This window comes from Nitrobacter sp. 62-23, from assembly GCF_001897285.1.
Classification (GTDB): Bacteria; Pseudomonadota; Alphaproteobacteria; order Rhizobiales; family Xanthobacteraceae; genus Nitrobacter.
In genome coordinates this window covers 11756-36721 of the sequence record NZ_MKSM01000081.1, presented here as the reverse complement: position 1 = coordinate 36721, position 24966 = coordinate 11756, and the positions used below count along the sequence as shown (strand labels likewise).

General features: G+C 60.8%; 21 protein-coding genes and 1 pseudogene. 20 read left to right on the top strand and 2 right to left on the bottom strand.

What is annotated here, in order from left to right:
• Positions 1–289 precede the first annotated feature (289 nt).
• The 19 genes from BGO16_RS07075 to BGO16_RS06985 all read left to right on the top strand — a co-directional run bounded on the left by BGO16_RS07075 (position 290) and on the right by BGO16_RS06985 (position 16316).
• Positions 290–790, top strand: a complete 501-nt coding sequence (locus tag BGO16_RS07075; RefSeq protein ID WP_292617904.1) for a hypothetical protein — start codon at positions 290–292, stop codon at positions 788–790.
• 81 nt (positions 791–871) lie between these two features.
• Positions 872–1840, top strand: coding sequence for a LysR family transcriptional regulator (locus BGO16_RS07070; RefSeq protein ID WP_292617903.1), 969 nt, complete (start codon positions 872–874; stop codon positions 1838–1840).
• Positions 1841–2019: 179 nt separating this feature from the next.
• The gene (locus BGO16_RS07065; RefSeq protein WP_292617902.1) at positions 2020–3999 is read left to right on the top strand and encodes a conjugal transfer protein TraG; all 1980 of its coding nucleotides are present in this window, start codon (positions 2020–2022) and stop codon (positions 3997–3999) included.
• Positions 4000–4008: 9 nt separating this feature from the next.
• A complete protein-coding gene (locus tag BGO16_RS07060; protein ID WP_292617901.1) occupies positions 4009–4485 on the top strand; it encodes a CopG family transcriptional regulator in 477 nt (158 codons plus the stop codon).
• Positions 4486–4497: 12 nt separating this feature from the next.
• Positions 4498–4737, top strand: a complete 240-nt coding sequence (locus tag BGO16_RS07055; RefSeq protein WP_292617900.1) for a DUF4160 domain-containing protein — start codon at positions 4498–4500, stop codon at positions 4735–4737.
• Positions 4730–5131 carry a DUF2442 domain-containing protein gene (locus BGO16_RS07050; protein WP_292617899.1) on the top strand — a complete coding sequence of 134 codons (402 nt, stop codon included), beginning with the start codon at positions 4730–4732 and terminating at the stop codon, positions 5129–5131. Before BGO16_RS07055 ends, BGO16_RS07050 begins: the two co-directional genes overlap by 8 nt.
• Positions 5132–5149: 18 nt before the next feature.
• Entirely contained in the window at positions 5150–5779 is a 630-nt protein-coding gene (locus tag BGO16_RS07045; protein WP_292617898.1) for an NAD(P)H-binding protein, read from the top strand.
• Positions 5780–5966: 187 nt separating this feature from the next.
• Positions 5967–6947, top strand: a complete 981-nt coding sequence (trbB, locus tag BGO16_RS07040) for a P-type conjugative transfer ATPase TrbB (protein WP_292617897.1) — start codon at positions 5967–5969, stop codon at positions 6945–6947.
• A complete protein-coding gene (locus BGO16_RS07035; RefSeq protein ID WP_292617896.1) occupies positions 6944–7276 on the top strand; it encodes a TrbC/VirB2 family protein in 333 nt (110 codons plus the stop codon). The genes trbB and BGO16_RS07035 overlap by 4 nt, the downstream gene beginning before the upstream one ends.
• The gene (locus BGO16_RS07030) at positions 7276–7557 is read left to right on the top strand and encodes a VirB3 family type IV secretion system protein (RefSeq protein ID WP_292617895.1); all 282 of its coding nucleotides are present in this window, start codon (positions 7276–7278) and stop codon (positions 7555–7557) included. The genes BGO16_RS07035 and BGO16_RS07030 overlap by 1 nt, the downstream gene beginning before the upstream one ends.
• A 14-nt stretch (positions 7558–7571) precedes the next feature.
• Positions 7572–10010: a conjugal transfer protein TrbE gene (gene trbE / locus BGO16_RS07025; RefSeq protein WP_292617894.1), complete on the top strand. Its 2439-nt coding sequence runs from the start codon at positions 7572–7574 to the stop codon at positions 10008–10010.
• Positions 10007–10771: a P-type conjugative transfer protein TrbJ gene (gene trbJ, locus BGO16_RS07020; protein WP_292617893.1), complete on the top strand. Its 765-nt coding sequence runs from the start codon at positions 10007–10009 to the stop codon at positions 10769–10771. The genes trbE and trbJ overlap by 4 nt, the downstream gene beginning before the upstream one ends.
• 25 nt (positions 10772–10796) lie before the next feature.
• On the top strand, positions 10797–11084 hold the full coding sequence (trbK-alt, locus tag BGO16_RS07015) for a putative entry exclusion protein TrbK-alt (RefSeq protein ID WP_292617892.1): 288 nt from the start codon (positions 10797–10799) through the stop codon (positions 11082–11084).
• Between the two features lie 4 nt (positions 11085–11088).
• Entirely contained in the window at positions 11089–12450 is a 1362-nt protein-coding gene (gene trbL, locus BGO16_RS07010; protein ID WP_292617917.1) for a P-type conjugative transfer protein TrbL, read from the top strand.
• Positions 12447–13136 carry a conjugal transfer protein TrbF gene (trbF, locus tag BGO16_RS07005; protein ID WP_292617891.1) on the top strand — a complete coding sequence of 230 codons (690 nt, stop codon included), beginning with the start codon at positions 12447–12449 and terminating at the stop codon, positions 13134–13136. The genes trbL and trbF overlap by 4 nt, the downstream gene beginning before the upstream one ends.
• Complete coding sequence (gene trbG / locus BGO16_RS07000) at positions 13133–14128, top strand: P-type conjugative transfer protein TrbG (protein WP_292617890.1); 996 nt, start codon at positions 13133–13135, stop codon at positions 14126–14128. Before trbF ends, trbG begins: the two co-directional genes overlap by 4 nt.
• Positions 14125–15288, top strand: a complete 1164-nt coding sequence (locus BGO16_RS06995) for a TrbI/VirB10 family protein (RefSeq protein ID WP_292617889.1) — start codon at positions 14125–14127, stop codon at positions 15286–15288. The genes trbG and BGO16_RS06995 overlap by 4 nt, the downstream gene beginning before the upstream one ends.
• Before the next feature lie 2 nt (positions 15289–15290).
• Entirely contained in the window at positions 15291–15524 is a 234-nt protein-coding gene (locus tag BGO16_RS06990) for a DUF2274 domain-containing protein (RefSeq protein ID WP_292617888.1), read from the top strand.
• 87 nt (positions 15525–15611) lie between these two features.
• Positions 15612–16316, top strand: a complete 705-nt coding sequence (locus tag BGO16_RS06985) for a DUF488 domain-containing protein (protein ID WP_292617887.1) — start codon at positions 15612–15614, stop codon at positions 16314–16316.
• On the opposite strand, the pseudogene BGO16_RS06980 reads toward BGO16_RS06985, so the two are convergent.
• Both BGO16_RS06980 and BGO16_RS06975 read right to left on the bottom strand, forming a co-directional pair.
• Positions 16265–16536 (bottom strand): annotated as a pseudogene (locus BGO16_RS06980) (IS5/IS1182 family transposase); the annotation flags it as partial. The gene BGO16_RS06985 and the pseudogene BGO16_RS06980 overlap by 52 nt on opposite strands.
• Positions 16537–16558: 22 nt before the next feature.
• A complete protein-coding gene (locus BGO16_RS06975) occupies positions 16559–17524 on the bottom strand; it encodes a Dyp-type peroxidase (RefSeq protein ID WP_292617916.1) in 966 nt (321 codons plus the stop codon).
• Positions 17525–18784: 1260 nt separating this feature from the next.
• Here BGO16_RS06975 and BGO16_RS06970 point away from each other — a divergent pair.
• The gene (locus BGO16_RS06970) at positions 18785–24934 is read left to right on the top strand and encodes a hypothetical protein (protein ID WP_292617886.1); all 6150 of its coding nucleotides are present in this window, start codon (positions 18785–18787) and stop codon (positions 24932–24934) included.
• Positions 24935–24966 lie beyond the last annotated feature (32 nt).

The following is a 24966-nucleotide window of genomic DNA, read 5'->3' as shown; positions in this document are numbered from 1 at the left end:
GAGTCCGTACAGAGGTCCAGATCAGGTGCCCATACAGGCGAAGAAGTGGAGATCCACACAAGGAAGTCTTGAACGCTCGCTTCTGGTTTGTAATTCACGGCTGGCTGGTGCTGTCGATCTAGGCGTTGAGTGGTTGGCGAACCCAATGGTGAGAGCCAATGTGCCGACTGCGGGCGCGCGCCGCTCGGCTATGATGGTTTCGCTTCGGTGATCGACCGAATGAGCAAACTTGTGAAGTAGCAGCCCCGATCAAGAGACTGGCCACTCTTTTTTATGCGAGGACATGCCGATGCTGGCTCTGATAGAGGATATATCGGATCATCAACACCCGGCGCCGCTCAAACGTCGATCAGAGTCGCACCCGCGGCGAAGCGATTACAACCGCCGCCGCTTCCTCGGCTGGCTGCGCGATGAGGTGGCGGTGCTGCGCGCCGTTGGGCTCGGCGTTCGTGAGATCGCCGTGCGCCTTGACATCGAGGAACATGACGTGCGGGTGTTCTCTCCGCAACCAAGGGAGAAAATCCTGCGCCGCAACCTCAGCCGACGAGCCCTCGATGCGCTTCTCCATGGCCGCCACGCCTCGCTTGGAGGCCGGACCGTTGCCAAGCGCAGCCGGTGTCTTGTCGAGATCGCTACCGCCTACACCTGGGACGAATTGTTGTCCGAGCCCGGCGTCGGCACTGTCACGGCCTCGGAAATCCGGCTCTGGCTCGAAGAACGTGGATGTTCACTGGCGGAGGGGGCTGACAAGAACGACGCCGAAATCTCCGACGCGTGTCTCGCCCGCTAACGGAAGTCCAGATAATGGCGAACGAAGTGAGACGGTCGCATCGAGGTCATTGCATATCCGTCCAGTGAAGGACCGGCCCCAATGCGTCGTCCGTCCGGCATCGACAGACTTGCACGCAGCAGCCTCAGCCGCTCCCCGGCGCTTGGCGGACGTCTCCCGCTCGTTTCCCTGATCTATGTCCTCGCAGTCGCGGAGCATCTGAGCTTCCGGCATGCGGCCACCACGCTCGGCGTCAGCCAGGGCAGCGTCAGCACGCGGGTGAAAACGCTGGAAGACGACCTCGGCATCCTTCTGTTCGAGCGCAACACAAAAGGCGTTCGGCTGACAGAGGCAGGCCGGCATTTTGTCGAGCAGATTGCCGCCGGCATTGACCAGATCGACCATGCCGTGAAAACGGTGGGCGCCTTCACGCGCGGCGAACAGGGGCATCTCCGCGTCAGCACCTATGCGTTGATCCCACACAGCTTCCTCGCAGGGCTGATCGCGCGATATCGGGATGATCATCCCGGCGTCAACGTGGAGATCTCGGAGAGCACGGCGCGCGATGCCTTGATGCAGCTTCGTACCGACCGGATCGACGTGGCGTTTGTGGCCGGCGCAACGGATCCGCCGGATTGCCATTCCCGGCAGATGTGGACCGAACCGCTTTTCGTCGTGCTGCCGGCGAACCATTCCCTCTCGAAACATCGCGCCGTCACCTGGGATGCTCTGGCGGATGAGACCTTCCTTGTCCGCCACGGAGGCATCGGCCCGCAAGCCCATGACCATATTGTTCTACGCCTCGCCCGGCATCGGCCTGCGCCGTCGATCCTGCGTTTCGATGTGGGACGCTGCTCATTGCTGGAAATGGTCGCGCAAGGATTTGGCGTCAGCATCGTCGGTGCATCCGTGGCGCTCCAACAAATACCCGGCGTCACCTTCCTGCCCATTTCCGACGAAGCCGAGCCCGTCGCCTTCTCGGCCGTCTGGTCGCCATTCAACCACGCCGCTGCGCTGAGAGACTTGCTTGATCTCGCCGGCCAAATGAGCCGGACGAGCAGGGCGGACTGAGTCTCCGCGCGCTTCGTCGCGGTCTTCCCTAGCCTCCATAGCGAGACGTGCCGTCGGCGCAACCCGTCCTATTTGCCGCCGATAGTATCCGGCAGCCCTCCCGCATCATGTTTCCTGTTGCCTGTCACGCCAACGCCTATTGTCTGATCGGCTCCATCTCTTTGCCGATTGGAGCCAATATGCGTGGAGGCCGAATCCTTTGGGGTCAGATCGCTGTCGTCTTCATCATCGTCCTGGTGACGACCTGGGCGGCGACGCAATGGACCGCGTGGCGTCTCGGCTTTCAGGGGCAGCTCGGTAGCCCATGGTTCGAGCTGGCTGGTTGGCCGGTCTACTATCCGCCTGTGCTGTTCTGGTGGTGGTACGTGTTCGACGCCTATGCGCCAACGATCTTTGTTGAGGGTGGCATTATTGCCGCATCGGGCGGCGTCATCGCCATCGCTGTCGCAATTCTGATGTCGGTCATGCGCGCACGCGAAGCGCGCAACATCGCGACCTATGGTTCGGCACGCTGGGCGGAGGACAAGGAAATCCGCGCCGCCGGGTTGCTCGATCCCGACGGCGTCGTGCTTGGCCGATACGAGCGCGACTATTTGAGACACGACGGTCCCGAGCACGTCCTTTGCTTCGCGCCGACGCGCAGCGGCAAGGGCGTCGGCCTCGTGGTGCCGACGCTGCTGACCTGGCCGGGAAGCTGCATCGTCCACGACATAAAAGGAGAAAACTGGACGCTGACGGCCGGCTTTCGGGCGAAGCACGGCCGCGTCCTGCTGTTCGATCCGACCAACGCAAAGTCCGCCGCCTACAATCCCTTGCTGGAGGTTCGGCAGGGCGAATGGGAAGTGCGCGACGTGCAGAATATCGCGGACATCCTCGTCGATCCCGAAGGCAGTCTCGACAAACGGAATCATTGGGAAAAGACATCCCATTCGCTGCTGGTCGGCGCGATCCTGCATGTCCTCTATGCGGAGAAGGACAAGACCCTGGCCGGCGTCGCCAGCTTTTTGTCCGATCCCCGCCGCCCAGTGGAGGCGACATTGCGCGCGATGATGGACACGCCGCATCTCGGAGAAGCCGGCGTCCATCCCGTTATCGCCTCGTCGGCCCGCGAGTTGCTCAACAAAAGCGAGAACGAACGGTCGGGCGTGCTCTCCACCGCCATGTCGTTCCTGGGTCTGTATCGCGATCCTGTGGTGGCGCGCGTCACGGCGCGCTGCGACTGGCGCATTGCCGATCTTGTCGGAAGCCGCGATCCCGTCAGCCTTTACCTCGTTGTCCCACCTTCCGACATCAACCGCACCAAGCCGCTCATCCGGTTGATCCTCAACCAGATCGGCCGACGGCTGACCGAAGAGTTGAAAACATCCGGCACGCGCCATCGCCTGCTGTTGATGCTCGACGAGTTTCCTGCGCTCGGCCGCCTGGATTTTTTCGAATCCGCGCTCGCTTTCATGGCTGGCTACGGTCTCAAGAGCTTCTTGATCGCTCAGAGCCTCAACCAGATCGAGCGCGCCTACGGACAGAACAACGCTATTCTTGACAATTGCCACGTCAGGGTCGCGTTCGCCACAAACGACGAAAGGACCGCCAAGAGAGTCAGTGATGCGCTCGGCACCGCGACCGAGTTGCGCGATTCCACCAACTATGCCGGACACAGGCTTGCGCCATGGCTCGGCCATCTCATGGTGTCGCGGCAGGAAACCGCGCGGCCGCTTTTGACGCCCGGTGAAATAATGCAACTCCCGCCGACCGACGAGATCGTCATGGTCGCGGGCACGCCGCCAATCCGCGCCGCCAAGGCACGGTATTTCGAGGATGCGCGGTTCAAGGAGCGCATTCTGACCCCGCCGGAGCCGGCGGCCACCAGACAACCGCCATCGGACGACTGGTCGAGCCGTGTCGTCGCCGCGGCGAATGCGACGGCCCCTTTCCCGACCGGCGGAGTCGAGGGCGACCCGGCCAATGCCGGCATCCGTCGCGAGCCGGAATTGCCCGAGCATGAGGACATCGTCGCGCCGCCGCGACCGCCCGAACAGGAGTTGGGCCTGTTGGACGATGAGCCCGATGTCGACGCCGCCAAGGCGCACGCCATCCGCCAGCGGATGCGGATCGTCGCGCGGCAAGTCTCATTGGACCCGGCCGATGGCATCGAACTTTAAGGTCCGACCATGACGACACGCACCCGTATGAACGTCTATTTCGACCCGGAGTTGCTGGCGCGGGTCGGAGCACTGTCGCTGCGCAGGCAGGTGTCGAAATCCGCCATCATCGAGGCTGCAGTTGCGTCCTTCCTGTCCGGCGACTCCGTCGACAAACTGGAAGCCGCGATGTCACGCCGGCTGGACAGGCTCGGCCGCCAGATCGACACGCTCCACGAAGATCTCGCCATCCTGGGCGAGACCGTCTCGCTGTTCGTCCACATCTGGCTTGCTTCCACGCCGCCGCTGCCGGAGAGCGCACAGGCTGCCGCCCGCGCAAAGGGAGCCGAACGGTTCGAGGGCTTCATGCAGACCCTCGGTCGGCGGCTGGCGACGGGAGACAGGTTCCTCAAGGAACTGTCGCGGGACATGCCGGCGCAATCTACGCAGGATGTTCCGGCTGGCGAGAGCGCGGCCGATGACTCCTTGAAAAACCCATCGCGATAGGTTATCTATTCCATGCTCACGATCTACCGCGCGCATGGGTTCCGCATCGTCATCTTCACCGACGACCATGAGCCTGCCCATGTGCATGTGTTTGGCGATGGCCACGCCAAGATCAACCTGACCGACCCCAATGGCAGGCCGGAACTGGTCTGGGCCGAGGACATGAAGCGAAGCGAGGTGCGTCGCGCGATGGATGTCGTGATCGAGCACAGCGAAGCGTTTCTGGTGCGATGGAGGGAGATACATGGCTGACTTGACCGATGCCGCAATCGACGCCGCGCTGAAGCGGGGCCGCGTCGCGCACGCCAATGAGCCGCGCGCTGCTGCCGCACGATACGATCGCACCTCCAGCCGGGTGATCGTCGATCTGGAGAATGGTTGCACCTTCGCTTTTCCACCTTATCTCGCGCAGGGGCTTGAGACCGCCACTGACGATCAACTCGCCGCAGTGGAAATCCTTGGCCGGGGTTACGGCCTGCATTGGGAAGAACTGGACGTTGACCTGTCCTTGCCGGGTCTGATGGCTGGCATTTTCGGTACCAAAGCCTGGATGGCCGGTCATGCTGGACGCGCCACCTCGCCGGCAAAGGCTGCCGCGTCCCGCGCCAACGGCGCAAAGGGTGGGCGTCCTCGCAAGTCGGCGTAGTGACGAGAGCACTTTGTCATGCGGCTATTCGTGCTCGGAGCATCGGGAGGGGTAGGCTCCAGCCTGCTACAACAAGCCGTGTCGCGTGGTCATCGCGTGACGGCGCAAACCCGAACGGCGGGAAAGGTGACGGAAACGGCGGCAGTACAGGTCGCTGCCGGCTTACCGACCGACAGGGCATTCCTGCAACAGAACATCGTCGGACACGATGCCGTCGTTTTTTGCGTCGGCATCGGTAGCATCGGCAAGACCACGCTGTTTTCCGCTGCGACCGAAGTGCTGATATCCGCGATGCAGGCGACCGGGGTGAGACGTCTCATAGCCGTTACCGGAATCGGCGCAGGCAACACCAAAGGACACGGTGGATGGTTCTACAACTTCGTCACCTTCCCGCTGTTCACACGCAATCGCTATGCCGACAAGGACCGGCAAGAGATCATGATCGAGCGGAGCGATCTGGACTGGACCATCATTCGTCCGGCTCCCTTCTCAACGCGCGCAGCGTCAGGGCCGTTTCAGGTTTACACGGACATCCCGTCGGGATTGCAGCTTAGCTCCATCACCCGCGCCGAAGTGGAGGCATTTATTCTGGACTGCCTGGAGAATAGCAGCTTCATGCGACAGAAGCCCTTTATCGGCCACGCCTGATTTGCCGGGTCTCCCGTGCCACAGTGATCTGCCGTCCCTGAAAGACTCTGACTGTCCTATTTGCCGCCGATAGCCGCCGATCTCCGCACGCGCTGAGATACTTGTTGAATCAGCCCGACTTCAGGCTCTTTTAGTCATCCCCATCCGGGGACTTCTGTGATGCGCCCCGTGATGAAGCGGGGCCGGGATGACTGCCACATACAACAAGCCGGAAGCGATCGCGCGTGGTGCACGCATGTTGCGCACGGCGCTGGGGCCGGCGATCGCGCGCTTTCTCGAAGATCCCACGGTCGTCGAGGTGATGCTGAATCCCGATGGCCGCATCTGGATCGATCGGCTGTCCGAGGGTCTGACTGACACCGGCGAGACGATGTCGGCCACTGATGGCGAGCGCATCGTGCGGCTGGTTGCGCACCATGTCGGTGCGGAGGTGCATGCGCGTTCACCACGCGTGTCGGCCGAACTGCCTGAGACCGGCGAACGCTTCGAGGGCCTGTTGCCGCCGGTCGTGGCTGCGCCGGCCTTCGCCATCCGCAAGCCGGCCGTCGCCGTGTTCACGCTCGACGACTACGTGACCGCCGGCATCATGACCGCCGATCATGCTATGACGTTGCGCGCGGCCGTCGCGTCCCGCGCCAACATCCTTGTCGCGGGCGGCACCAGCACGGGCAAAACCACGCTCACCAATGCACTGCTCGCCGAGGTGGCAAAGAGTGCCGATCGCGTCGTCCTCATCGAGGACACCCGCGAACTGCAATGCCGCGCGGACAACCTCGTCTCCATGCGCACCAGGGATGGCGTGGCGACGCTCTCCGATCTTGTGCGCTCCAGCTTGCGCCTGCGCCCCGACCGTATCCCGATCGGCGAGGTGCGCGGCGCGGAAGCCCTCGACCTGCTCAAAGCGTGGGGCACCGGCCATCCCGGCGGCATAGGCACCATTCACGCCGGCAGCGCCATCGGTGCGCTGCGCCGGCTTGAACAGCTCATCCAGGAAGCCGTCGTCACCGTCCCGCGCGCGCTGATCGCGGAGACCATCGATCTCATTGCCGTGCTCTCCGGCCGCGGCGCTGCGCGCCGGCTCGCCGAACTCACGCGCGTCGAAGGGCTTGAGCCGGACGGCGACTACCGCATCGCACCTGCTGCTACTTCAAATGGAGATCCAGAATGATCCACACACTCTCGCGTGGCTATCGCATGATCGCGACCATCGCCGCCACACTCGCCATCACCATCATCGTAACGCCCGCCGCCCACGCGTCGGGCTCGTCGATGCCATGGGAACAGCCGTTGGAAAAGATACTCCAGTCGGTTGAGGGGCCGGTCGCCAAGATCGTCGCGGTCATCATCATCATCGTGACCGGGCTGACGCTGGCGTTCGGCGACAGCAGCGGAGGATTCCGCCGGCTGATTCAGATCGTGTTCGGTCTCAGCATTGCCTTTGCGGCATCGAGCTTCTTCCTGTCGTTTTTCTCCTTCGGTGGCGGAGCGCTGGTGTGATGGCCGTCGCATTCGAGCAGCTTGACGCCGTGCCGGGGTTCTCAATTCCCGTCCATCGCGCGCTCACCGAGCACATCATGCTCGGCGGTGCGCCGCGCTCGATCGCGATCCTCAACGGGACGCTCGCCGGCGCGGTCGGCCTCGGCCTGCGCCTGTGGCTGGTCGGGCTCCTGATATGGGCCATCGGTCATTTCGCGGCCGTGTGGGCCGCGAAGCGCGATCCTCTGTTCGTGGAAGTCGGGCGGCGGCATCTGCGCATTTCGGCTTTCCTGGCGGTCTGAGGAAATCGCCCGTCATGATAAACCTCGCCGAATACCGCCGCACCGCTTCGCGTCTTGCCGATTATCTGCCATGGGCGGCATTGGTCGGTCCCGGCGTCGTGCTTAATAAAGACGGCAGTTTCCAGCGCAGCGCCAGGTTTCGCGGTCCCGATCTGGATTCCGCCGTCGCGGCCGAGCTGGTCGCCGTCGCCGGCCGCATCAACAACGCCTTCCGCCGCCTCGGCTCCGGCTGGAGCATTTTCGTCGAAGCCCAGCGGCATGAGGCTTCGACCTATCCGAACAGCACCTTTCCCGATCCGGCGTCCGCGCTGGTCGACGCCGAGCGCAAGGCCGATTTCGAGGAAGCGGGCGCGCATTTCGTATCGAGCTACTATCTCACCTTCCTCTATCTGCCGCCGGCCGAGGAAGCCGCGCGCGCCGAGACATGGCTCTACGAAGGACGCGAACGCTCCGGCGTCGATCCCCATGAGGTGATGCGCGCGTTCGTCGATCGCACCGACCGGGTGCTGGCCTTGCTCGATGGCTTCATGCCCGAATGCGCCTGGCTCGATGACGTCGAGACGCTGACCTACCTGCACTCCTGCGTCTCATTGAGCCGCCATCGCGTCCGCGTTCCAGAGACGCCGGTCTATCTCGACGCGCTGCTCGCCGATCAGCCGCTGACCGGCGGGCTGGAGCCGCGGCTTGGCGACCAGAGTCTCCGCATCCTCACCATCATCGGTTTCCCGACCGCGACCACGCCGGGCATCCTCGACGATCTCAACCGGCTGGCGTTTCCGTATCGCTGGTCAACGCGCGCGATCCTTCTGGACAAGACGGATGCGACGCGTCTGCTGACCAGGATCAGGCGGCAGTGGTTCGCCAAGCGCAAGAGCATCGCCGCGATCCTGAAAGAAGTGATGACCAACGAGCAATCCGTGCTCGTGGACACCGACGCCGCGAACAAGGCGGCGGACGCCGATATGGCCCTGCAGGAACTTGGGCAAGATGTCGCCGGCATGGCCTACGTCACCGCGACCATCACGGTCTGGGATACAGAGGTGCGTCTTGCGGATGAGAAGCTGCGGCTGGTCGAGAAGGTCATCCAGGGCCACGATTTCGCGGCCATGACCGAGACCGTCAACGCGGTGGATGCGTGGCTCGGTTCTCTGCCGGGGCACGCATACGCGAACGTCCGCCAGCCACCGGTCAGCACCTTGAATCTCGCCCACATGATCCCTCTCAGCGCCGTGTGGGCGGGCGAGGGGAGGGACGAGCACTTACGTGCACCCGCATTGCTCTATGGCAGAACCGAAGGCTCAACCCCGTTCCGGTTCTCCCTCCATGTCGGCGATGTCGGCCACACACTCATCATTGGGCCAACGGGCAGCGGCAAATCCGTACTGCTGGCGCTGATGGCGCTCCAGTTCCGCCGCTACGAGGGCAGTCAGGTCTTCGCCTTCGATTTCGGCGGCTCGATCCGGGCGGCCGCGCTCGCCATGGGCGGTGACTGGCACGATCTCGGTGGCGGCCTGACCGAAGGCTCGGACGCTTCCGTCTCGCTCCAGCCGCTTGCCGGCATCCACGACACCTATGAGCGGGCCTGGGCAGCGGATTGGCTCGTCGCCATCCTCATGCGGGAAGGCGTCACCATCACGCCGGAAGCCAAGGAGCATATCTGGACGGCGCTGACGTCGCTGAGCACGGCGCCGGTCGAGGAACGCACCATCACCGGGCTGTGCGTTCTGTTGCAATCCAACAGCCTGAAGCAAGCCCTTCGGCCCTACTGCGTCGGCGGTGCTTACGGCCGGCTGCTCGACGCGGAAGCCGAATATCTCGGCTCCGCCGACGTCCAGGCGTTCGAGATCGAGGGGCTTGTCGGCACGGGCGCGGCGCCGGCGGTGCTGGCTTATCTTTTTCATCGCATCGGCGATCGCCTCGATGGGCGGCCGACGCTGCTCATCATCGATGAGGGCTGGCTTGCGCTCGACGACGAGGGGTTCGCCGGCCAGCTCCGCGAATGGCTCAAGACGCTGCGCAAGAAGAACACCTCCGTTATCTTCGCTACGCAGTCGCTGTCCGACATCGCCAGTTCGGCCATCGCGGCGGCGATCATCGAAAGCTGCCCGACACGGCTGCTGTTGCCGAACGAGCGGGCGATCGAGCCGCAGATCACCGCCATCTATCGTCGCTTCGGCCTCAACGACCGCCAGATCGAAATCCTCGCGCGCGCAACGCCCAAGCAGGATTATTACTGCCAGTCGCGGCGTGGCAACCGCCTGTTCGAGCTGGGCCTGTCCGAAGTCGGCCTCGCACTCTGCGCCGCGTCTTCCAAGTCCGACCAGGCGCTGATTGCCAACATCGTCGCCGAGCACGGCCGCGACGGCTTTCTGGAAGCGTGGCTCAACGCCCGCGATGTCGGCTGGGCGGTCGATCTCATTCCCAGCCTCACCAATAAGGAGACATTGGCATGATGATCCGTCATTCCCGCGCGCGCATCGTCCTCATGGCGGCAACCATGCTTGCCTCACCCATCGCGCTATCACCCATCTTAACGGGGTCAGCCTACGCCATCATCGTGTTCGATCCGTCGAACCATGCGCAAAACATGCTGACCGCCGCGCGGTCGCTGGAGCAGATCACCCACCAGATCACCAGCCTGCAAAATCAGGCGCAGATGCTCATCAACCAGGGCCGCAATCTCGCCAGCCTGCCGTATTCCGCGCTCCAGCAGATTCAGCAGAACGTCCAGCGCACCCAGCAGCTTCTGAGTGAGGCGCAGAACATCGCCTTCAACGTCCAGCAGATCGACCAGGCGTTTCAGAACCAATACGGCCGCGTGTCGATGTCCGCGACGGACCAGCAGCTCATCACTGACGCCCGCTCGCGCTGGCACAATACCGTCGGCGGATTGCAGGACGCGATGCGCGTGCAGGCCGGTGTTGTCGGGAATATCGACACCAACCGCACGGAGATGTCGTCGCTCCTCACGCAGAGCCAGGGGGCGACTGGCGCGCTGCAAGCCACCCAAGCCGGCAATCAGATTCTCGCCCTGCAATCGCAGCAGCTCTCCGACCTGGTCGCGGTGATTTCCGCCAATGGCCGGGCCAGCGCGCTGACCGAGGCCGAGCGCACGGCTGCGGCCGAACAGGGACGCGAGCAGCGTCGCCGATTCCTGACGCCGGGCAGCGGCTACATGCCCGGCAACGCGCAGATGTTCAACAGCGGCAACTGACAATCAGAAAAGGGGGAGCATGGCCATGGACGGCAGGATGCTGGCGCGCCTCAGTGCCATCGTGTTCGTCGCGATCGCCCTGACGGCGACGGCGATCGAGATGACCCGCAAGGATGACGCGCCGGCATCGCCGCCGGCGCGTGCTGTCCAGCCTGTGGACGATCCGCTCCGCGAGGGGCAGCTTCGCTGTCAGGAGCTTGGGCAAAAGGCGGCCAGTGACGCGGAATGCCAGCGCGTCTGGGCCGAAACCCGCGCCCGTTTCTTGCGTCCTGCGACTGCGCCCGCATCGCGGCCCGCCAATGAGGGGCGGTGAGCACATGGGCGGCAGCGGCGTCATCGATACGTTTCTCGGCACCTTCACCCGCTACATTGACAGCGGGTTCGGCCTTCTCGGCGGCGAGGTCGCCTTCATCGCCACCACGCTGATCGTCATCGACGTGACGATCGCAGCGCTGTTCTGGAGCTGGGGCGCGGACGACGACATCATCGCGCGGCTGGTGAAGAAAACGCTCTTCGTCGGCGTCTTCGCTTACCTGATTTCCAACTGGAACAGCCTTGCGAAGATCGTGTTCGACAGCTTCGCCGGCCTCGGCCTGAAGGCGTCAGGCACGGGCTTCACCGCACAGGATCTGATGCGCCCCGGCAAGGTGGCGCAGACCGGACTGGATGCGGCGCGACCGCTGCTCGATGCGATTTCCCCGCTGATGGGCTGGCTCGCGGTGTTCGAAAACCTGATCCAGATCGTTTGCCTGCTGTTCGCATGGGCGCTTGTTATCCTCGCGTTCTTCATTCTGGCGATCCAATTGTTCGTCACGCTCATCGAGTTCAAGCTGTCGACGTTGGCCGGCTTCATGCTGATCCCGTTCGGCCTGTTCGGCAAGACCGCCTTCATGGCCGAGCGCGTGCTGGGCAACGTCATCTCCTCCGGCATCAAGGTGCTGGTGCTCGCCATCGTCATCGGCATCGGCTCGACGCTGTTCTCGCAGTTCACGCAAGGTTTTGGTGGAGCCACGCCGACCATCGACGACGCGATGGCCATTGTTCTTGCCGCCTTGTCGCTGTTGGGTCTCGGGATATTCGGCCCCGGCATCGCAAATGGCCTCGTCTCCGGCGGTCCGCAACTCGGCGCGGGCGCGGCGGTCGGCACGGGCCTCGCGGCCGGTGGCGCCGTGATCGCCGCCGGCGGCGGTGCAATGCTCGCCGCGAAGGGTGGCGGAGCCGTGCTCTCGACGGGCGGGGCCGCCGTGCGCGGCGGCGCCACGGCAGCGGGCGCCACCTCCGCCGCATATACGCTTGGCTCCATGGGCCAGTCCGGCGCAGCCGGTGTGGCGGCAGGACTCGGCGGCGTCGCGCGCACGGCCGGCAGTGCTGCCGGCAGAGCCGCGATGTCGCCGCTTCGCCGTGCGGCCGCGAGCGTCAAGACCAGCTTCAACAGCGGCATGCAATCGGGCCTTAGTGCGAGCGGAGGCTCTTCCACGATGGGCACCGTCGGCGGCAACGCGGGTAGCAGCGCGGCGTCCTCGGCATCGGCCGCGCAAGGGCCGCCAGCCTGGGCGCAGCGCATGCGCCGATCCGGCCATTCCAGCCATGCGATCCAGACGACCGCTCACGCCGTGCGCTCCGGCGACGGTCATGGCTCCGGCTCTTCCGTCAATCTCTCACAAGGCGATCGCACATGAGCACCTTTAAACGACCCGCACCGCATTACGGCAAGACACCTCAGCCCGAGACGCCCTACCAGCGCGCGGCGCAGGTCTGGGACGATCGCATCGGCTCCGCGCGCGTACAGGCGAAGAACTGGCGCATCATGGCCTTCGGATCGCTGATCCTGTCCGCCGGTTTTGCGGCGGCGCTGGTCTGGCAGTCGGCACGCGGCATCGTCGTGCCATGGGTCGTTCAGGTCGACAATCTCGGCCAGGCGCAGGCCGTCGCGCCGGCGACGGCCGACTATCGGCCAACCGATCCACAGGTGGCCTGGCATCTGGCACGCTTCATTGAACAGGTTCGTTCGATTCCGGCCGATCCCGTCATTGTCCGGCAACAATGGCTTCGCGCCTATGAATGGACCACGGATCGCGGCGCGGCCGCGCTCAACGATTACGCGAGGTCGGACGACCCGTTCACAAAGGTCGGCAAGCAACAGGTCGCGGTCGAAGTGTCGAGCGTCATTCGCGCGTCCACGGATTCTTTCCGCGTCGCCTGGATCGAGCGGCACTACGACAACGGCCAGCTCGCCACCACCGAACGCTGGACCGCGATCCTCACCATCGTCATCCAGCCGCCGCGCGACGCCGACCGGCTCAAGGCCAATCCGCTCGGAATCTATGTCAACGCCATCAACTGGTCGCGGGAGATGAGCCAATGAGGATCTTTCTCCCCGCGCGGAAGTTTGCCTGCGGGACTGCCTCCCTCCGTAAATCCTCCATCGCGGCCTTGCTGCTGTCCGGCTCGATGCTCGCCGGCTGCGCCATGCCGCAGAAGCCGCCGCGGATCAGCTACGACGCCGATGTCCCGCCATTGCCGGCCATACCCGCGTCCGTTACGGATCATCGGCTACGGTCGCTGCATATCCCGCCGGTCTGGAAGCCGGCGAAAGGCGGCACGGCCGCGCCCACACCCGTCGCCCGGATCGAGAACGCCAACAACGCCGCCCGCGTCCAGCCACGCCGCGAGGGTTATTACAACGCCATCCAGATCTATCCGTGGTCCGAGGGCGCGCTCTATCAGGTCTATGCCGCGCCCGGGCAGATCACCGATATCGCCCTGGAGCCGGGCGAGAGTCTGACCGGGACGGGACCGATTGCGGCCGGCGACACCGCACGCTGGATCATCGGCGACACCGAATCCGGCTCCGGCGAAACCCGCCGTGTCCATGTGCTGGTGAAGCCGTCGCGTCCCGACATCACCACCAACCTGGTCGTCACCACGGATCGTCGCACCTATCTGCTCGAATTGCGCTCCGGGAAGAAGCCCTACATGCCGTCCGTCTCCTGGGCCTATCCGCAGACGGCAACAGGGTTGCGCCAGAGCATTCCGGCGACGCCGGTGATTCCGGCAGCGGCCGCGCGCAACTATCGCTATGGCCTCACCGGCGACAATCCGCCATGGAAGCCGGTTGCCGTCTATGACGACGGCCGCCGCGTCTACGTCGAGTTTCCGCGTGGCGTCGTGCAGGGCGAGATGCCGCCGATCTTCGTCATCGGCCCGGAGGGCGAGGCGCAGATCGCCAACAGCCGCATCTTTCGCAACATCCTGATCGTCGATCGCCTGTTCGGCGCGGCCGAACTGCGCCTTGGCAGCGGCGACAGGCAGCAGACCGTCAGGATCGTCCGCACCGACGGGAGGCCGTCACAATGAGCCATAGCCAGAACCAGACCGGCGCCGCTGCCCTGATGCGGCTTCGCGCCCGGCCGCCGCGCGTCAGCCGTCTCTCGCGCAAGATGCTCGCCGGTATTGTCGTCGTCGTGTCACTCGGCGTCGGCGGTGCGCTGATCTATGCGCTTCAGACCCGCAAGCCCGGCGATGACGGCAAGGAGCTTTACTCGACGACGAACAGGCAACCCGCCGATGGTCTGGCGGGCTTGCCGCGCGACTACACCGGGCCGATTCTCGGCCCGCCGCTGCCGGGCGATCTCGGGCGACCGATCGTGGATGCGCAGAACCGGGGCCAGCCCGTGGTGCCGCCGACGATTGCGGCACCAAGGGTCGATGAGGCCGAGCAGCGCCGGCTGGCCGAGGAAGAGGCAGCACGCACCAGCCGCGTCTTTTTCCAGACCGCGCCGGGCGCGGCGACTACAGCCGCAACACAGGCCGGCATGATGCCCCTCCCGAATGACGGTGGGTTTGATGTGACCGGCCAGCGCAGCCAGCCGACTGTGCAGGACAAGCAGCTTGCTTTCCTCAACGCCGCCGTCGATCGCCGTACCACATCATCGGATCGCATCATGCCGCCGGCCTCGCCCTTTGTGCTGCAGGCCGGGGCCGTCATCCCGGCGGCGCTGATCACCGGCATCCGCTCCGATCTGCCGGGTCAGATCACCGCCCAGGTGACGGAGAACGTCTACGACAGCCCGACCGGGCGCATCCTGCTTCTACCGCAGGGCACGCGCGTCATTGGGCAATACGACAACAATGTGCAGTTCGGCCAGCGCCGCGTGCTGCTCGTCTGGAACAGGCTCATTCTCCCGAATGGTCGCTCCGTCGTGCTGGAGCGCCAGCCCGGCGCGGATGCCGCGGGCTATGCCGGGCTTGAGGATGGCGTTGATTATCACTGGTGGGACTTGGCCAAGGCCGCCGGCCTGTCGACGCTGCTCTCTGTCGGAGCGGAGCTTGCGATCAATGATGAGGATGGGTTGCTCCGCGCCATCCGCAACGGTGGTCAGTATGCCGTCAACGATGCCGGCCAGCAGATCGTCCGTCGCCAGCTCAACGTCCCACCGACGCTGACCATCCGGCCGGGCTTCCCGGTCAGGATCGTCGTGACGCGAGATCTTGTCCTCGAGCCCTACAGGGGATGACTATGACCAAACTGAAACTCGGACCCATCCCCAACGACAAACCCGTGAGCATCAAGCTGGAGCTGCCTGCGACGCTCCATCGCGATCTCGTTCTTTATGCCGAGGTGCTGGCCCGCGATACGCAGCAGCCGCCAACCGATCCCGTGAAACTGATCGTGCCTATGCTGGATCGATTTATCGCGACGGATCGGGGATTCGCGAAAGCGAGGAGGGGACGCGAAAGTGCCGACAACTAAATGATCCTACTGCAGAATCTACCGACGTTGAGAGCATATGATCGGAACTACGCCAGTCTGGTTATCGATTACGCGACAGCGAAGTCGATGCTGATTGCGCGGGGTCCGAATGCTGGCAGCCATGATCGCCTCGCGAAATCGATTGCGCTAAGATGGGTTAGTTTGTCTAACGAACGGACTTTGTCGCGATTTGCCATCATGAGTGACCATATTCCGCCACAGGATGCGCCTTGGCCGAAAAGCACGATCTTCACCGTCGGACATTCGACTTTGCCGATCGAGCGTTTCGTCGAACTGCTGAAAATCTACGGCATTGAGCAGCTCATCGATATCCGCACGATACCGGGTTCGCGACACAATCCGCAGTTTGGGAGTGAGGCTCTCGCCGGCAGTCTTAAGGCCGCCCACATCGAGTATGCACATATGGGAACATTGGGCGGTTTGCGGCGTGCCCGGAAAGATTCCCCAAATGACGGTTGGCGCAACAAGAGTTTCCGCGGCTACGCCGATTACATGCAGACTGCGGAGTTCTCTCATGCAGTGGAGACGCTCGTTCGGATGGGTCGGCAGAAGCGCACAGCCATCATGTGTGCGGAGGCCGTGCCATGGCGCTGCCATCGCTCGCTCGTCGCCGACGCGCTCGACGTGCGTGGCGTGCCAGTTATCGAAATTCTATCGGAAGCCAGTTATCGATCGCACAAGCTAACATCTTTCGCGCAAGTCGATGGAACCTCGATCATCTATCCGTCCGAGCAGCTCACACTGGGCTGGAGTGAGGCGAAAGCAAAATAGTTGGTGGAAAGCTGGTCATAGCGCCTCGCGATCGGACAACATTGCTTGATCCTATCAATGTCCGTTCGACTTCATTACGGGTACGGAGAGGATACGGGCTGAACCAAATCAGATCTTCGATTGCTTTCGGCTTTCCCGCAAGGCGACTGTCATCGTCTTCACTCGGTGTCTGTGCCAGCCGTACCAGCAGACCATTGCTATTCACGTAAGCATGAATCTTGCCGACCGCGGGAGAATAGCATCTATTTGGCAGATCGCGGAGCAGGCGCCGCAGAACTCATCGCGGCTGGGCCGACATCACCGAGAAGCGTGGCGGACGGAACGAAGAACAGGCTCCCTGTCGTTGCGCGGCTGAAATCGAGCAGTCGGTCATAGTCACCAGGCGGATTGCCCACGAACATATTCTGGAGCATCCGCTCGATCCGCGACGGCGATCGTGTATAGCCGATGAAGTAGGTGCCGAACTCGCCCTTGCCGATCTCGCCGAACGGCATGTTGTCCCGTACGATCTTGAGTTCCTTTCCGTCCTCGTCGGTGATCGAGGTGAGAGCGTTGTGCGCGCAGGAGGGTTTGACAACATCCTCCAGTTCGATATCGGAGAGTTTCTTGCGGCCGATGATCGCTTCCTGCCGCTCGATCGGCAGATCGTTCCAGCCCTTGAGATCGTGTAGATATTTCTGGACGATGACGTAGCTGCCGCCGGCGAAGGCGAGGTCCTCATCGCCGATCAGCACCGCATCGATGCTCTCCGGTCCGACCGGATTCTCGGTTCCGTCGACGAAACCGATCATGTCGCGCTGGTCGAAGAATTTGAAGCCGTGCGTCTCATCGACGACTGTGATCGCGACGTCTAGCCGAGTCATGATCTGCATCGCAAGTTCGAAGCACAGGTCTATGCTCCGCGCGCGGATGTGAAACAGGAGATCTCCGGGTGTTGCCATCGCATGATGACGGCCACGAATTTCACGAAAGGGATGCAGTTCCTTCGGTCGCGGATCGCCGAACAGCCGGTCCCACGCGTCCGAGCCGAAACCCATAATGCAGGAAAGTCCACCGTCGAGATCGCGAAAGCCGACCGCGCGCACGAAACCAGCCAGATCGCCGCACATGGTGCGAACGGAATTCAGGTTGGTCTCGCCATCGTTCAGCGTCGCGACGAGGAAGATCGCCGCGCGCGAAAGCTTCGATGCTACAGCCTGGCTTTCCATAGTCATACACGACCCCGGATTCGATGTACTTGCAACCGCCACGTCTTATCCGTCGTGTCCTCAATAGACGAAGAATGTCAATATGCTCTTCGACCGGTCCGAACTCGGAGTGCCGAACTTGTCTTGGTTGCGCTGAACGAAATGTCGCTCGTCGATATAGAAGTACTTTAATCTCAATGGGCAGTGGGCGCGCCTATCGTTGTCACGGCGCTCCTCCTGGCTTTGGCGACACTCTTCTTACCGGCCCCTTGAACCAACAAGCCTCGTCGTGGCTATTGTATCATCAGGTATCGACGTCGCCCTCGAGAAGTCCGGCATCCAGATGTCCGACCTCGTATGGTACAGAGGAGTTCCCCAATCGCCATCTTCCGGGAAGGCAATCATCCTGTTTTGAGCGGCACGTTCGTCGATTTGGACGGCAAGCGCTCGCTGTACATGCGCGGCAGGACATTCCCTGGCCTGCGCGGACCGCTCTCTTTGCTATTTGTGTGCCCATGAGAATTCAGACAGCAAAATCCTGACGCTGGCGAAGGACGTACTCGCACTAACGAAAGCGAACTGGAATGCGACGCAGTTCGATCAGAAGTTTCCAGCACCGCTCAAGGTGGTGCGGGAGTCGGACGCATTCTTAAGCACGTCGAGTGCGGGAAGGCGGTCTCATTGGACTTCCGCCGTTATACTTCTAGATCGTAGCGTGCCGTTTACGACCGCCTTCAATCGCTACGTCTTGCCAGATTAAAAGGCGACTTCTTCAACACAATCGACCCAAAGACGTACTCAGATGGTCTCAGTCTCGGGGATGGCCTCTTTGCGTCGCTTCCCCGTGGTCCAGCCCGATAGCGTCTGATCCAAAAGCGGGCTTTGAGGGAACGGTCGAGTTTGGTCCAGCGCTGGCTCTCAATCCCGCCTTAGGGATGGTAGACGAAGTAAACTAGCCACTTGCAGTCGGAGTATGTAATCCGTGGAAAAGCGACATGAAGTAATCGCGGGTGTGTGGCAGGTTAGAGGCTCTGATGCTAGTCGCTTGAGCGAGACCCGGCCAGCGGTTGCAAGCTCGTGCTTGGCCGGCGGGCAGCACCTAGAGCTCTCGAGTCAGGTGAAGGGATAGTCCAGACCGCAAACGCCAGATGGCGGCAGCGAAAGCCGAAATGGTACGAAAATTCATGGGGCCGCAAGGCCTATGCTGGTTCGAGTCCGGTCCGCCCGCACTAAATTGACAAGAAATTCAATTGAGGACGCGTTAGGGAAGTCTGGCAAGCCATGGCAGGAAGTGCGCCGACCCACATTCCTATTCCAAAAAATGACGCGGATTTTGAGCGAAAAGCAGTCGTTCTGTTCCGTGAGATTTTAAACGACCCCTCAGTGAAACGCTTGGGCCGCGACGGCCAGAAGCAATTCGGTGTTGATATAGTTGGCTACCGCGGCGGGAAGGTCAGCAAGATCGTCGGTATCCAGTGCAAGAAGCGTGCTCCCACGCGCACATTAACAGCCGATGAAGTGCGAACTGAGGTGAGGAAGGCGCTCAAATACTCGCCGAAGCTGCAAGAGTACATCATTATCACGAGCGCCCCGAATGATAGGAAGCTGGACCAGCTCGCGCAGGAGCTTTCACTTGCGCAAGCCAAGAAGGGCAGAAAAATCCGCATTGAAGTCTGGGGTTGGGAAACGCTGGAAGAGCGCATCGATGAGTATTCCAGTGCCAGACAGGCATTTGATCCTGGATGGAGCCCGGCGTTCCAAGCAGTCCAAACACAGCTTGAAGAAGTGGCCCGGGTTCAGAGGACGCAACCCACGGCGGCGCAAGTCCAGGGCATCGCGGAACAGATTCAGCGGCAAACGTCCATTCAGACGTTTGCCTTCCCTCCAGAATTGGCAGAGCGGCAGCTCAAAGCCGAGTTGGAATGGATGAACAAAAGACGCGGATTCGGCGAAGCCGAGACAGCGCAAGAGCTGGCTAAGGTGAGCGCTCGGGTCACCCTTGGCGATTTGGTGAACGCGCCGCCTGAATTGCGCGCTGACACTTTGGAGCGCGCTGCCAGAGCGAATCTAGTGCACGAGACTATCGACCGTGCAAAATGTTTTCACGGCGAGGCGCTCAAGCTCGGCCTAGCTGATTCGTCACTTTATGATGCCTTGTTACCCGATGCCGAGGGCAATAGTGACGAAACCCAGAAGCGTCTGGCCAAAATTGACCGACCTGATGCACGCGCCGCCAGATTCAATTTGACTGCTCGCCTCAAAGGTGCTGCTGAAGCACTCTCCTGGATGACGCAACAGGGCTACACTATTCGCGATCTTGGAGCAGCCGGTTCGCTCAACATGCTGCTACGTCGAACGGAGATGGGCGACTATCAGACGGCCCTTGCCGAGGCGGAAACCTTATCTGAAGATTGGTTCGAGAACTATCCTGCACTTCGGACCATTCGAGCCAGCCTTCTGCTTGCTGCCGTGCTTCCCAGTGACCAGCGCGGGGTGCTCTTCCAGGGGTTGCCGATCAATCCGAGGATGCTTCAATTTGCGAGCATCCCTCAAACGCAAGCCAATATCGTCAGGGCGCGCCAAGAGTTGGAAGCTGCGCGGGTAAGCATCAAGTCGCTGAATCTTGAACTTTGCGATCCGTATCTTGAAGAGCAGATACTCTGGTTGCGTCTGGAGAATACATCCACCGCCGATAACGCGCGGCGACAGATTGAAGAAGAGATCAAAAATCCGGACAAGACCCTGCGCCGGGTCCGGTTGGCACTTGCCTACGAAATCCCGTTTAATCGCGATGCGCTTATCCGTTCGTTGAATGCCAAGCACGAAGTTGGCCAGGCTACAGCGGATGACCAGTACACCTTGTTTTTGTTCGCTTGGTTTAGCCGCGATGTTAGAAAGCTGGTCGACTATTTCGACGAGCACCGCGCGGAAGTCTTTTCTCGTCAGGACCTTTCCCTTGAATTCCTCGCTCAGATCGAAGCAGAAGCATTAGCTCGAATTGGCCGCTTCTCGGATGCCAAAGCACGGGTCAAAGAACATCGTAAGGATGTGCTGAGCGCCGAGGCTGCGGCGATTATAGAGGCCCTCATTGCCTCTGTTGAGGAGGGTAACGAGACAGAGCGTATTCGCAATCTTTATGAGACCACGAATGAGCTCTCGTATCTGCGGCTTTTGGTAGCCAATCTGTTTAGGGAGAAGAATTTCGCGGAACTGGTGAAGTACGCTCCCATACTGGTTAAGGAGGACCAGCGGAAGGAAGACTATGAACTTGCTCAAAGAGCATTTTTCGTTGAACGGAAATACCAAGAGGTTGTCGATCTTGCCGACGCCTATCCCGAGCTTCATTCGTGCAAGGATGAATTTTCATCGGTTAAGGGCTGGGCGCTTTTTCACCTAGGCCGAGTCCTAGAGGCGAGAGGTATCGCAAGAGAACTCGTTGGTCGGCGTCACGACGCCAACGACCGGGAACTGGACATCAATACTGCGATGGAAACGGGCGATTGGGGCTATATGCAATCGATCGTTGCGCGTGAGGTGCCGCTGATTCCGCAACTTGACGCCGCCTCGCTTATGCGGCTTGCGCGCCTCGCCTTCGAAAGCGGGAGCACGTATGTCGATCAGTTCAGGGATGCCGCGATCGCTGCAGCGCCGGACAAGCCGGAGCCCTACCTCGCTGCCTATCAGCTTTCTTTGGACAGAGGAGAAGAGTACCAGGAATCACGCGCGCACGAATGGTTTCAAAGAGCTATTCAGCTTTCTGGTCCAACTGGCCCGATTCAAGCGGTCAAGCTTCAGGAGATCGTCAATAAGGCGCCTAGCTGGAATGAGAGAGTGGAGAATACCAGCGATCTGTTGGCTCAGGCAAAAATCCCACTTGATGTTGCGGCCCGCGCCCTCAATCGTCAGCCGGTCGAGTTGTTTGTTGGCACGGCAAGAAGGAACGAACTATCAGCTAACCCGAAGCGGCAGTTTCCTATCCTTGCCTTCTCGGGTGGCAGAGCACCCAATAGCCTTGATAGTATACGTCGCATCGCCGTCGACATAACGGCTCTTTTTACGCTCGATCATCTGGGCTTGCTGGGCAAGGTTATTGGTGCATTCGATCAGGTCTGCATAGCGCCCTCCACCCTGAGTTCTCTTTTCATCGACAAGCAGTTCATTCGCTTCAAGCAGCCGTCAGAGGTGGCGAAAGCTCGTCATATTAAGGAGCTGATTGGAAAAAAGCGACTCAAGGTTATTAAATCCGCGCGGATGAGCGTCGCCGAAAGTGTGTCCTTCGATATCGATCCAGATTTGCACCAGTTGCTAAACACCGCTCGAGAAAACAAGGCGATCGTGGTGCGTAGCGCCCCGGTGTTTAAACTTCGGTCACTTCTGGAAGAAACCGTCGATATGAGCGCGTTTTCCGATTGTATGATCGATACGCTTAAGGTTTTGCGCTTCCTGAGCGGCAAGGTTACCAAATCCGTAGCGGAAGGGGCGCAGACCTATCTGAGGCACGTTGATCGGGGTTGGTCCTTCAAGTCCAAGCGGATAACAAAACGGTCCGTTCTCTACCTGGATCAGTTGACTGTCGTCTATCTTCACCATGTTGGCCTCCTCGATGTTCTCGCGCAGTCAGTGAAGGGGGTATTCGTTCTCGGGGAGGTTGAAAGGCACTACGATGACGTGATCCGTGGCTCAGAAGCGTCCGCAGATCTTCTGGCCGCAGTTGAACGTATCTGTGCGACGCTCAACGCATCCATAGAAGCAGGCTCCGGGGTCAGATTCACGGGGCGTCGGCAGCTAACCGGCTCAGCGACAGAGGACGATGAGCTTGAGAAGTTTGAAGTGAAACTTCCCTCCATTGATATTATGTCGAATCTCTCCCAAGTGGATGCTGTTGTATGTGATGACCGCTACCTTGTTCATGAAGGCCGCTGGTCTGATGGAACGCGAAGCGTGCCGTGTGCCACGACGCTTGATCTAATTCAGGCGCTTAATGGCCGCGGGCAGCTTTCCGAGATGCAAGTCTATGAAAATTACCACCGGCTGCGAGCGGCAGGATATCATCCCGTGCCGTTTAACACGGACGAACTCAAACGGGAACTGGCCCGGGCAGGGATCGAGAACAAACGACTGGTAGAGACGCCCGAATTGACGGCTATTCGGCGCAGCCTCACGGTTGCATACGAGAACCAGACATTTGTCGAGGCCGAACTTCCCTGGTTTAACCACTGCAGACTGGTGATCTTCCAGGTTCTTAGGATGCTGTGGAGCGACAGGCGGTTTTCCACTGGAGTTATTGCGCGCGCAGACTGGCTTCTTGGTCTCCTCCCAAATCCTCTTGCATGGGTGCGTAATTCCGCTGACGAACGCGCCTGGAGCGCCGCGAAACAAATGGCAATAATCCAGTTAGCGAGTTTGATGACCAGTCCATTTTCGCGCGTTGAGATGGAGCAACGCTATGGCACTTGGGTGGAAGATCGTCTCCTGAGGTCTTGTCGGTCAGCACAACCAGAAATCTACGGGGCAGCAATCGAGCAGGCTGCAGGATTTTTGCGGGAGCTGATTGAGAAAAAGGATGGGCCGCCCTTGGGCATCCGACAGATGCTGGTCCGGCGCCTCGTTCATGCCCTTCATGCTGATTCTCAGAGGGATATCCTAAATGTCAAAGGGTTTGCTGCTGCGGCTGGGATACGTTTACGAACCGTATTAACGCTTAACGGCGTTCGAGAGGTGGAGCTGACAAGTTTCGTGAAGTGCGTGAAAAACGCCTTGGTCGGAAAGCGTTCTTCCCAACTGGTTCTGGCTGACGGCTCGCGTGCGAGAGTCAAGCTTTCCGTCGATCGGTCGAGCTCCGTGCTTATAGAGTTCGCCGCTCTGAATATGAAAATTTCGGAGGCAGGCGTATTTAGTGCCTCTTCTCGAAAGCGGGCGGTTACTCTCGCTAGCATGCTCAAGAAACATCCGTTGCTGCCGGATGAGGAGAAGGACTGGCAGAAGGTCTTGAGATTAGGGCAGGTTGATGAGGTTCGGTTCGTAAAGCTGGTGGAAGCTTTAAGAGAGACGCCAGAAGCCTTTGCATCCGCGCTATCGAGGCCGCAAAAACTAAACAACGACAATATGGTTCCTCGTGAACGGCGTTACTTCGAGCGTCTTGTAGGACCAATTGTTGATGATGCAATTGTCCCGTACCACGAAAAGCAACCAACGTTATTTCAAGATTTTTTGCTTAGTAAGGGAATTGTCGGACTTAGGCGGCTCGCCTTCGGGTGCCTCTCTGCAAACGTAATGCCGTTGCAACGGATGGCCAGCATCCCTCTCAGCGATGTCGAGTCATTGCTGGATGCTCTTGATCCTTTTTCTTTACTGTTCGGTTTTGAAATCTGCGTTGAGCGTTATCGCGCCGGTGATAACACTGCCGTGGTAATGGGACATCGGTTCCTGGACAGGATTTTCAAGGACGAAAGCTGGTTTGAGCAACGATGTGAGGTTTTTTCGGCTTGCGCGCTGATATCGAGTGTTCGCCTTCGCCCGCTCTCAAATCGCTATGGGGCGAACCTCTATTGGTTCCGTCTCGCTGCTCTTGCTCACGCAGGGGTGCTGACGAATGCCCTGTCAGCTATCTCGGATACCAAGAAATTTCTGAAGTGGGCTGTCGATGGATCCAGCGGCCTCTATACGTGGGAGACAATCCCTGACGCAAGGGAAGAGCCTCGTTGGGAATCAGAGTGGATTGGGCCGAAGTCGATCACGGCTGAAATCACTGGTCGATGTCTCAACGCGCTTGGCCGGATTGGCAAGAGAAAAATCCCCGCCCCATGGAAGGCCCGAATCGAACTGGCATTTAGCCGATTAAATCCAAAATTATCAGCGTTCTTCCCCGGGCCACACGATGGATTTTCGGCGGTTGCATGGGCGCAGAGACGAGATGCGGATGTGGAGAAGGTCCAAGCACTTCTTGAGGAGCGTAACTCGTTCAAGGAAGCGCCCGGTCTTTTGATCGTCGCGTATGCGGGAGCCGTTGGCACTAGCCATATTCCTGAGTTGATGCGGCTGCTTGAGGGGTCTAATGACGAGCTTGCTTCGCCAAAAAGCGCGAGCCAGATACTTAAATGTTGCGCTTACGTTGCTTCCATAACCAGAAGCGCGACACTCGCCGACGCGGTTGTTACACGATGCACTCGCTTGGTGACGGGCGATTCTGAATCCAATCAGATACTGGCACTTATGCTGTTGGCGATGAGAGCATGCGCCGCCCACGAAGATCTCGCGATTTACTATCGCGAGATCGGAAAAGTCGCGACAGGGTTCGCTTACCTCACGCCGGAGAGTGAGGCTCTCAATGTCCGTGTGGTGATGGAGGCATTGTGCGAACGCGATCCGAGGATGGTGGCCTCGCTGGGACGTGCAATGTTTCTGCTCGCTGGAAGCGCGCTGGCGGTGTGAAGGCTGTCCGGCCATCGGCACGGTTTCATTTT

What these genes read in the sequence shown, in the direction of transcription:
- trbJ (WP_292617893.1), top strand. Translation starts at nt 10,007, where the DNA reads ATGATGATCCGTCATTCCCGCGCGCGCATCGTCCTCATGGCGGCAACC.
- trbG (WP_292617890.1), top strand. Translation starts at nt 13,133, where the DNA reads ATGAGGATCTTTCTCCCCGCGCGGAAGTTTGCCTGCGGGACTGCCTCC.
- BGO16_RS06985 (WP_292617887.1), top strand. Translation starts at nt 15,612, where the DNA reads ATGCTGATTGCGCGGGGTCCGAATGCTGGCAGCCATGATCGCCTCGCG.
- BGO16_RS07065 (WP_292617902.1), top strand. Translation starts at nt 2,020, where the DNA reads ATGCGTGGAGGCCGAATCCTTTGGGGTCAGATCGCTGTCGTCTTCATC.
- BGO16_RS06975 (WP_292617916.1), bottom strand. Translation starts at nt 17,524, where the DNA reads ATGGAAAGCCAGGCTGTAGCATCGAAGCTTTCGCGCGCGGCGATCTTC.
- BGO16_RS07045 (WP_292617898.1), top strand. Translation starts at nt 5,150, where the DNA reads ATGCGGCTATTCGTGCTCGGAGCATCGGGAGGGGTAGGCTCCAGCCTG.
- BGO16_RS07070 (WP_292617903.1), top strand. Translation starts at nt 872, where the DNA reads ATGCGTCGTCCGTCCGGCATCGACAGACTTGCACGCAGCAGCCTCAGC.
- BGO16_RS07030 (WP_292617895.1), top strand. Translation starts at nt 7,276, where the DNA reads ATGGCCGTCGCATTCGAGCAGCTTGACGCCGTGCCGGGGTTCTCAATT.
- trbL (WP_292617917.1), top strand. Translation starts at nt 11,089, where the DNA reads ATGGGCGGCAGCGGCGTCATCGATACGTTTCTCGGCACCTTCACCCGC.
- BGO16_RS06990 (WP_292617888.1), top strand. Translation starts at nt 15,291, where the DNA reads ATGACCAAACTGAAACTCGGACCCATCCCCAACGACAAACCCGTGAGC.
- trbB (WP_292617897.1), top strand. Translation starts at nt 5,967, where the DNA reads ATGACTGCCACATACAACAAGCCGGAAGCGATCGCGCGTGGTGCACGC.
- trbK-alt (WP_292617892.1), top strand. Translation starts at nt 10,797, where the DNA reads ATGGACGGCAGGATGCTGGCGCGCCTCAGTGCCATCGTGTTCGTCGCG.
- BGO16_RS06970 (WP_292617886.1), top strand. Translation starts at nt 18,785, where the DNA reads ATGGCAGGAAGTGCGCCGACCCACATTCCTATTCCAAAAAATGACGCG.
- BGO16_RS07075 (WP_292617904.1), top strand. Translation starts at nt 290, where the DNA reads ATGCTGGCTCTGATAGAGGATATATCGGATCATCAACACCCGGCGCCG.
- BGO16_RS07035 (WP_292617896.1), top strand. Translation starts at nt 6,944, where the DNA reads ATGATCCACACACTCTCGCGTGGCTATCGCATGATCGCGACCATCGCC.
- BGO16_RS07050 (WP_292617899.1), top strand. Translation starts at nt 4,730, where the DNA reads ATGGCTGACTTGACCGATGCCGCAATCGACGCCGCGCTGAAGCGGGGC.
- BGO16_RS07060 (WP_292617901.1), top strand. Translation starts at nt 4,009, where the DNA reads ATGACGACACGCACCCGTATGAACGTCTATTTCGACCCGGAGTTGCTG.
- trbE (WP_292617894.1), top strand. Translation starts at nt 7,572, where the DNA reads ATGATAAACCTCGCCGAATACCGCCGCACCGCTTCGCGTCTTGCCGAT.
- BGO16_RS06995 (WP_292617889.1), top strand. Translation starts at nt 14,125, where the DNA reads ATGAGCCATAGCCAGAACCAGACCGGCGCCGCTGCCCTGATGCGGCTT.
- trbF (WP_292617891.1), top strand. Translation starts at nt 12,447, where the DNA reads ATGAGCACCTTTAAACGACCCGCACCGCATTACGGCAAGACACCTCAG.
- BGO16_RS07055 (WP_292617900.1), top strand. Translation starts at nt 4,498, where the DNA reads ATGCTCACGATCTACCGCGCGCATGGGTTCCGCATCGTCATCTTCACC.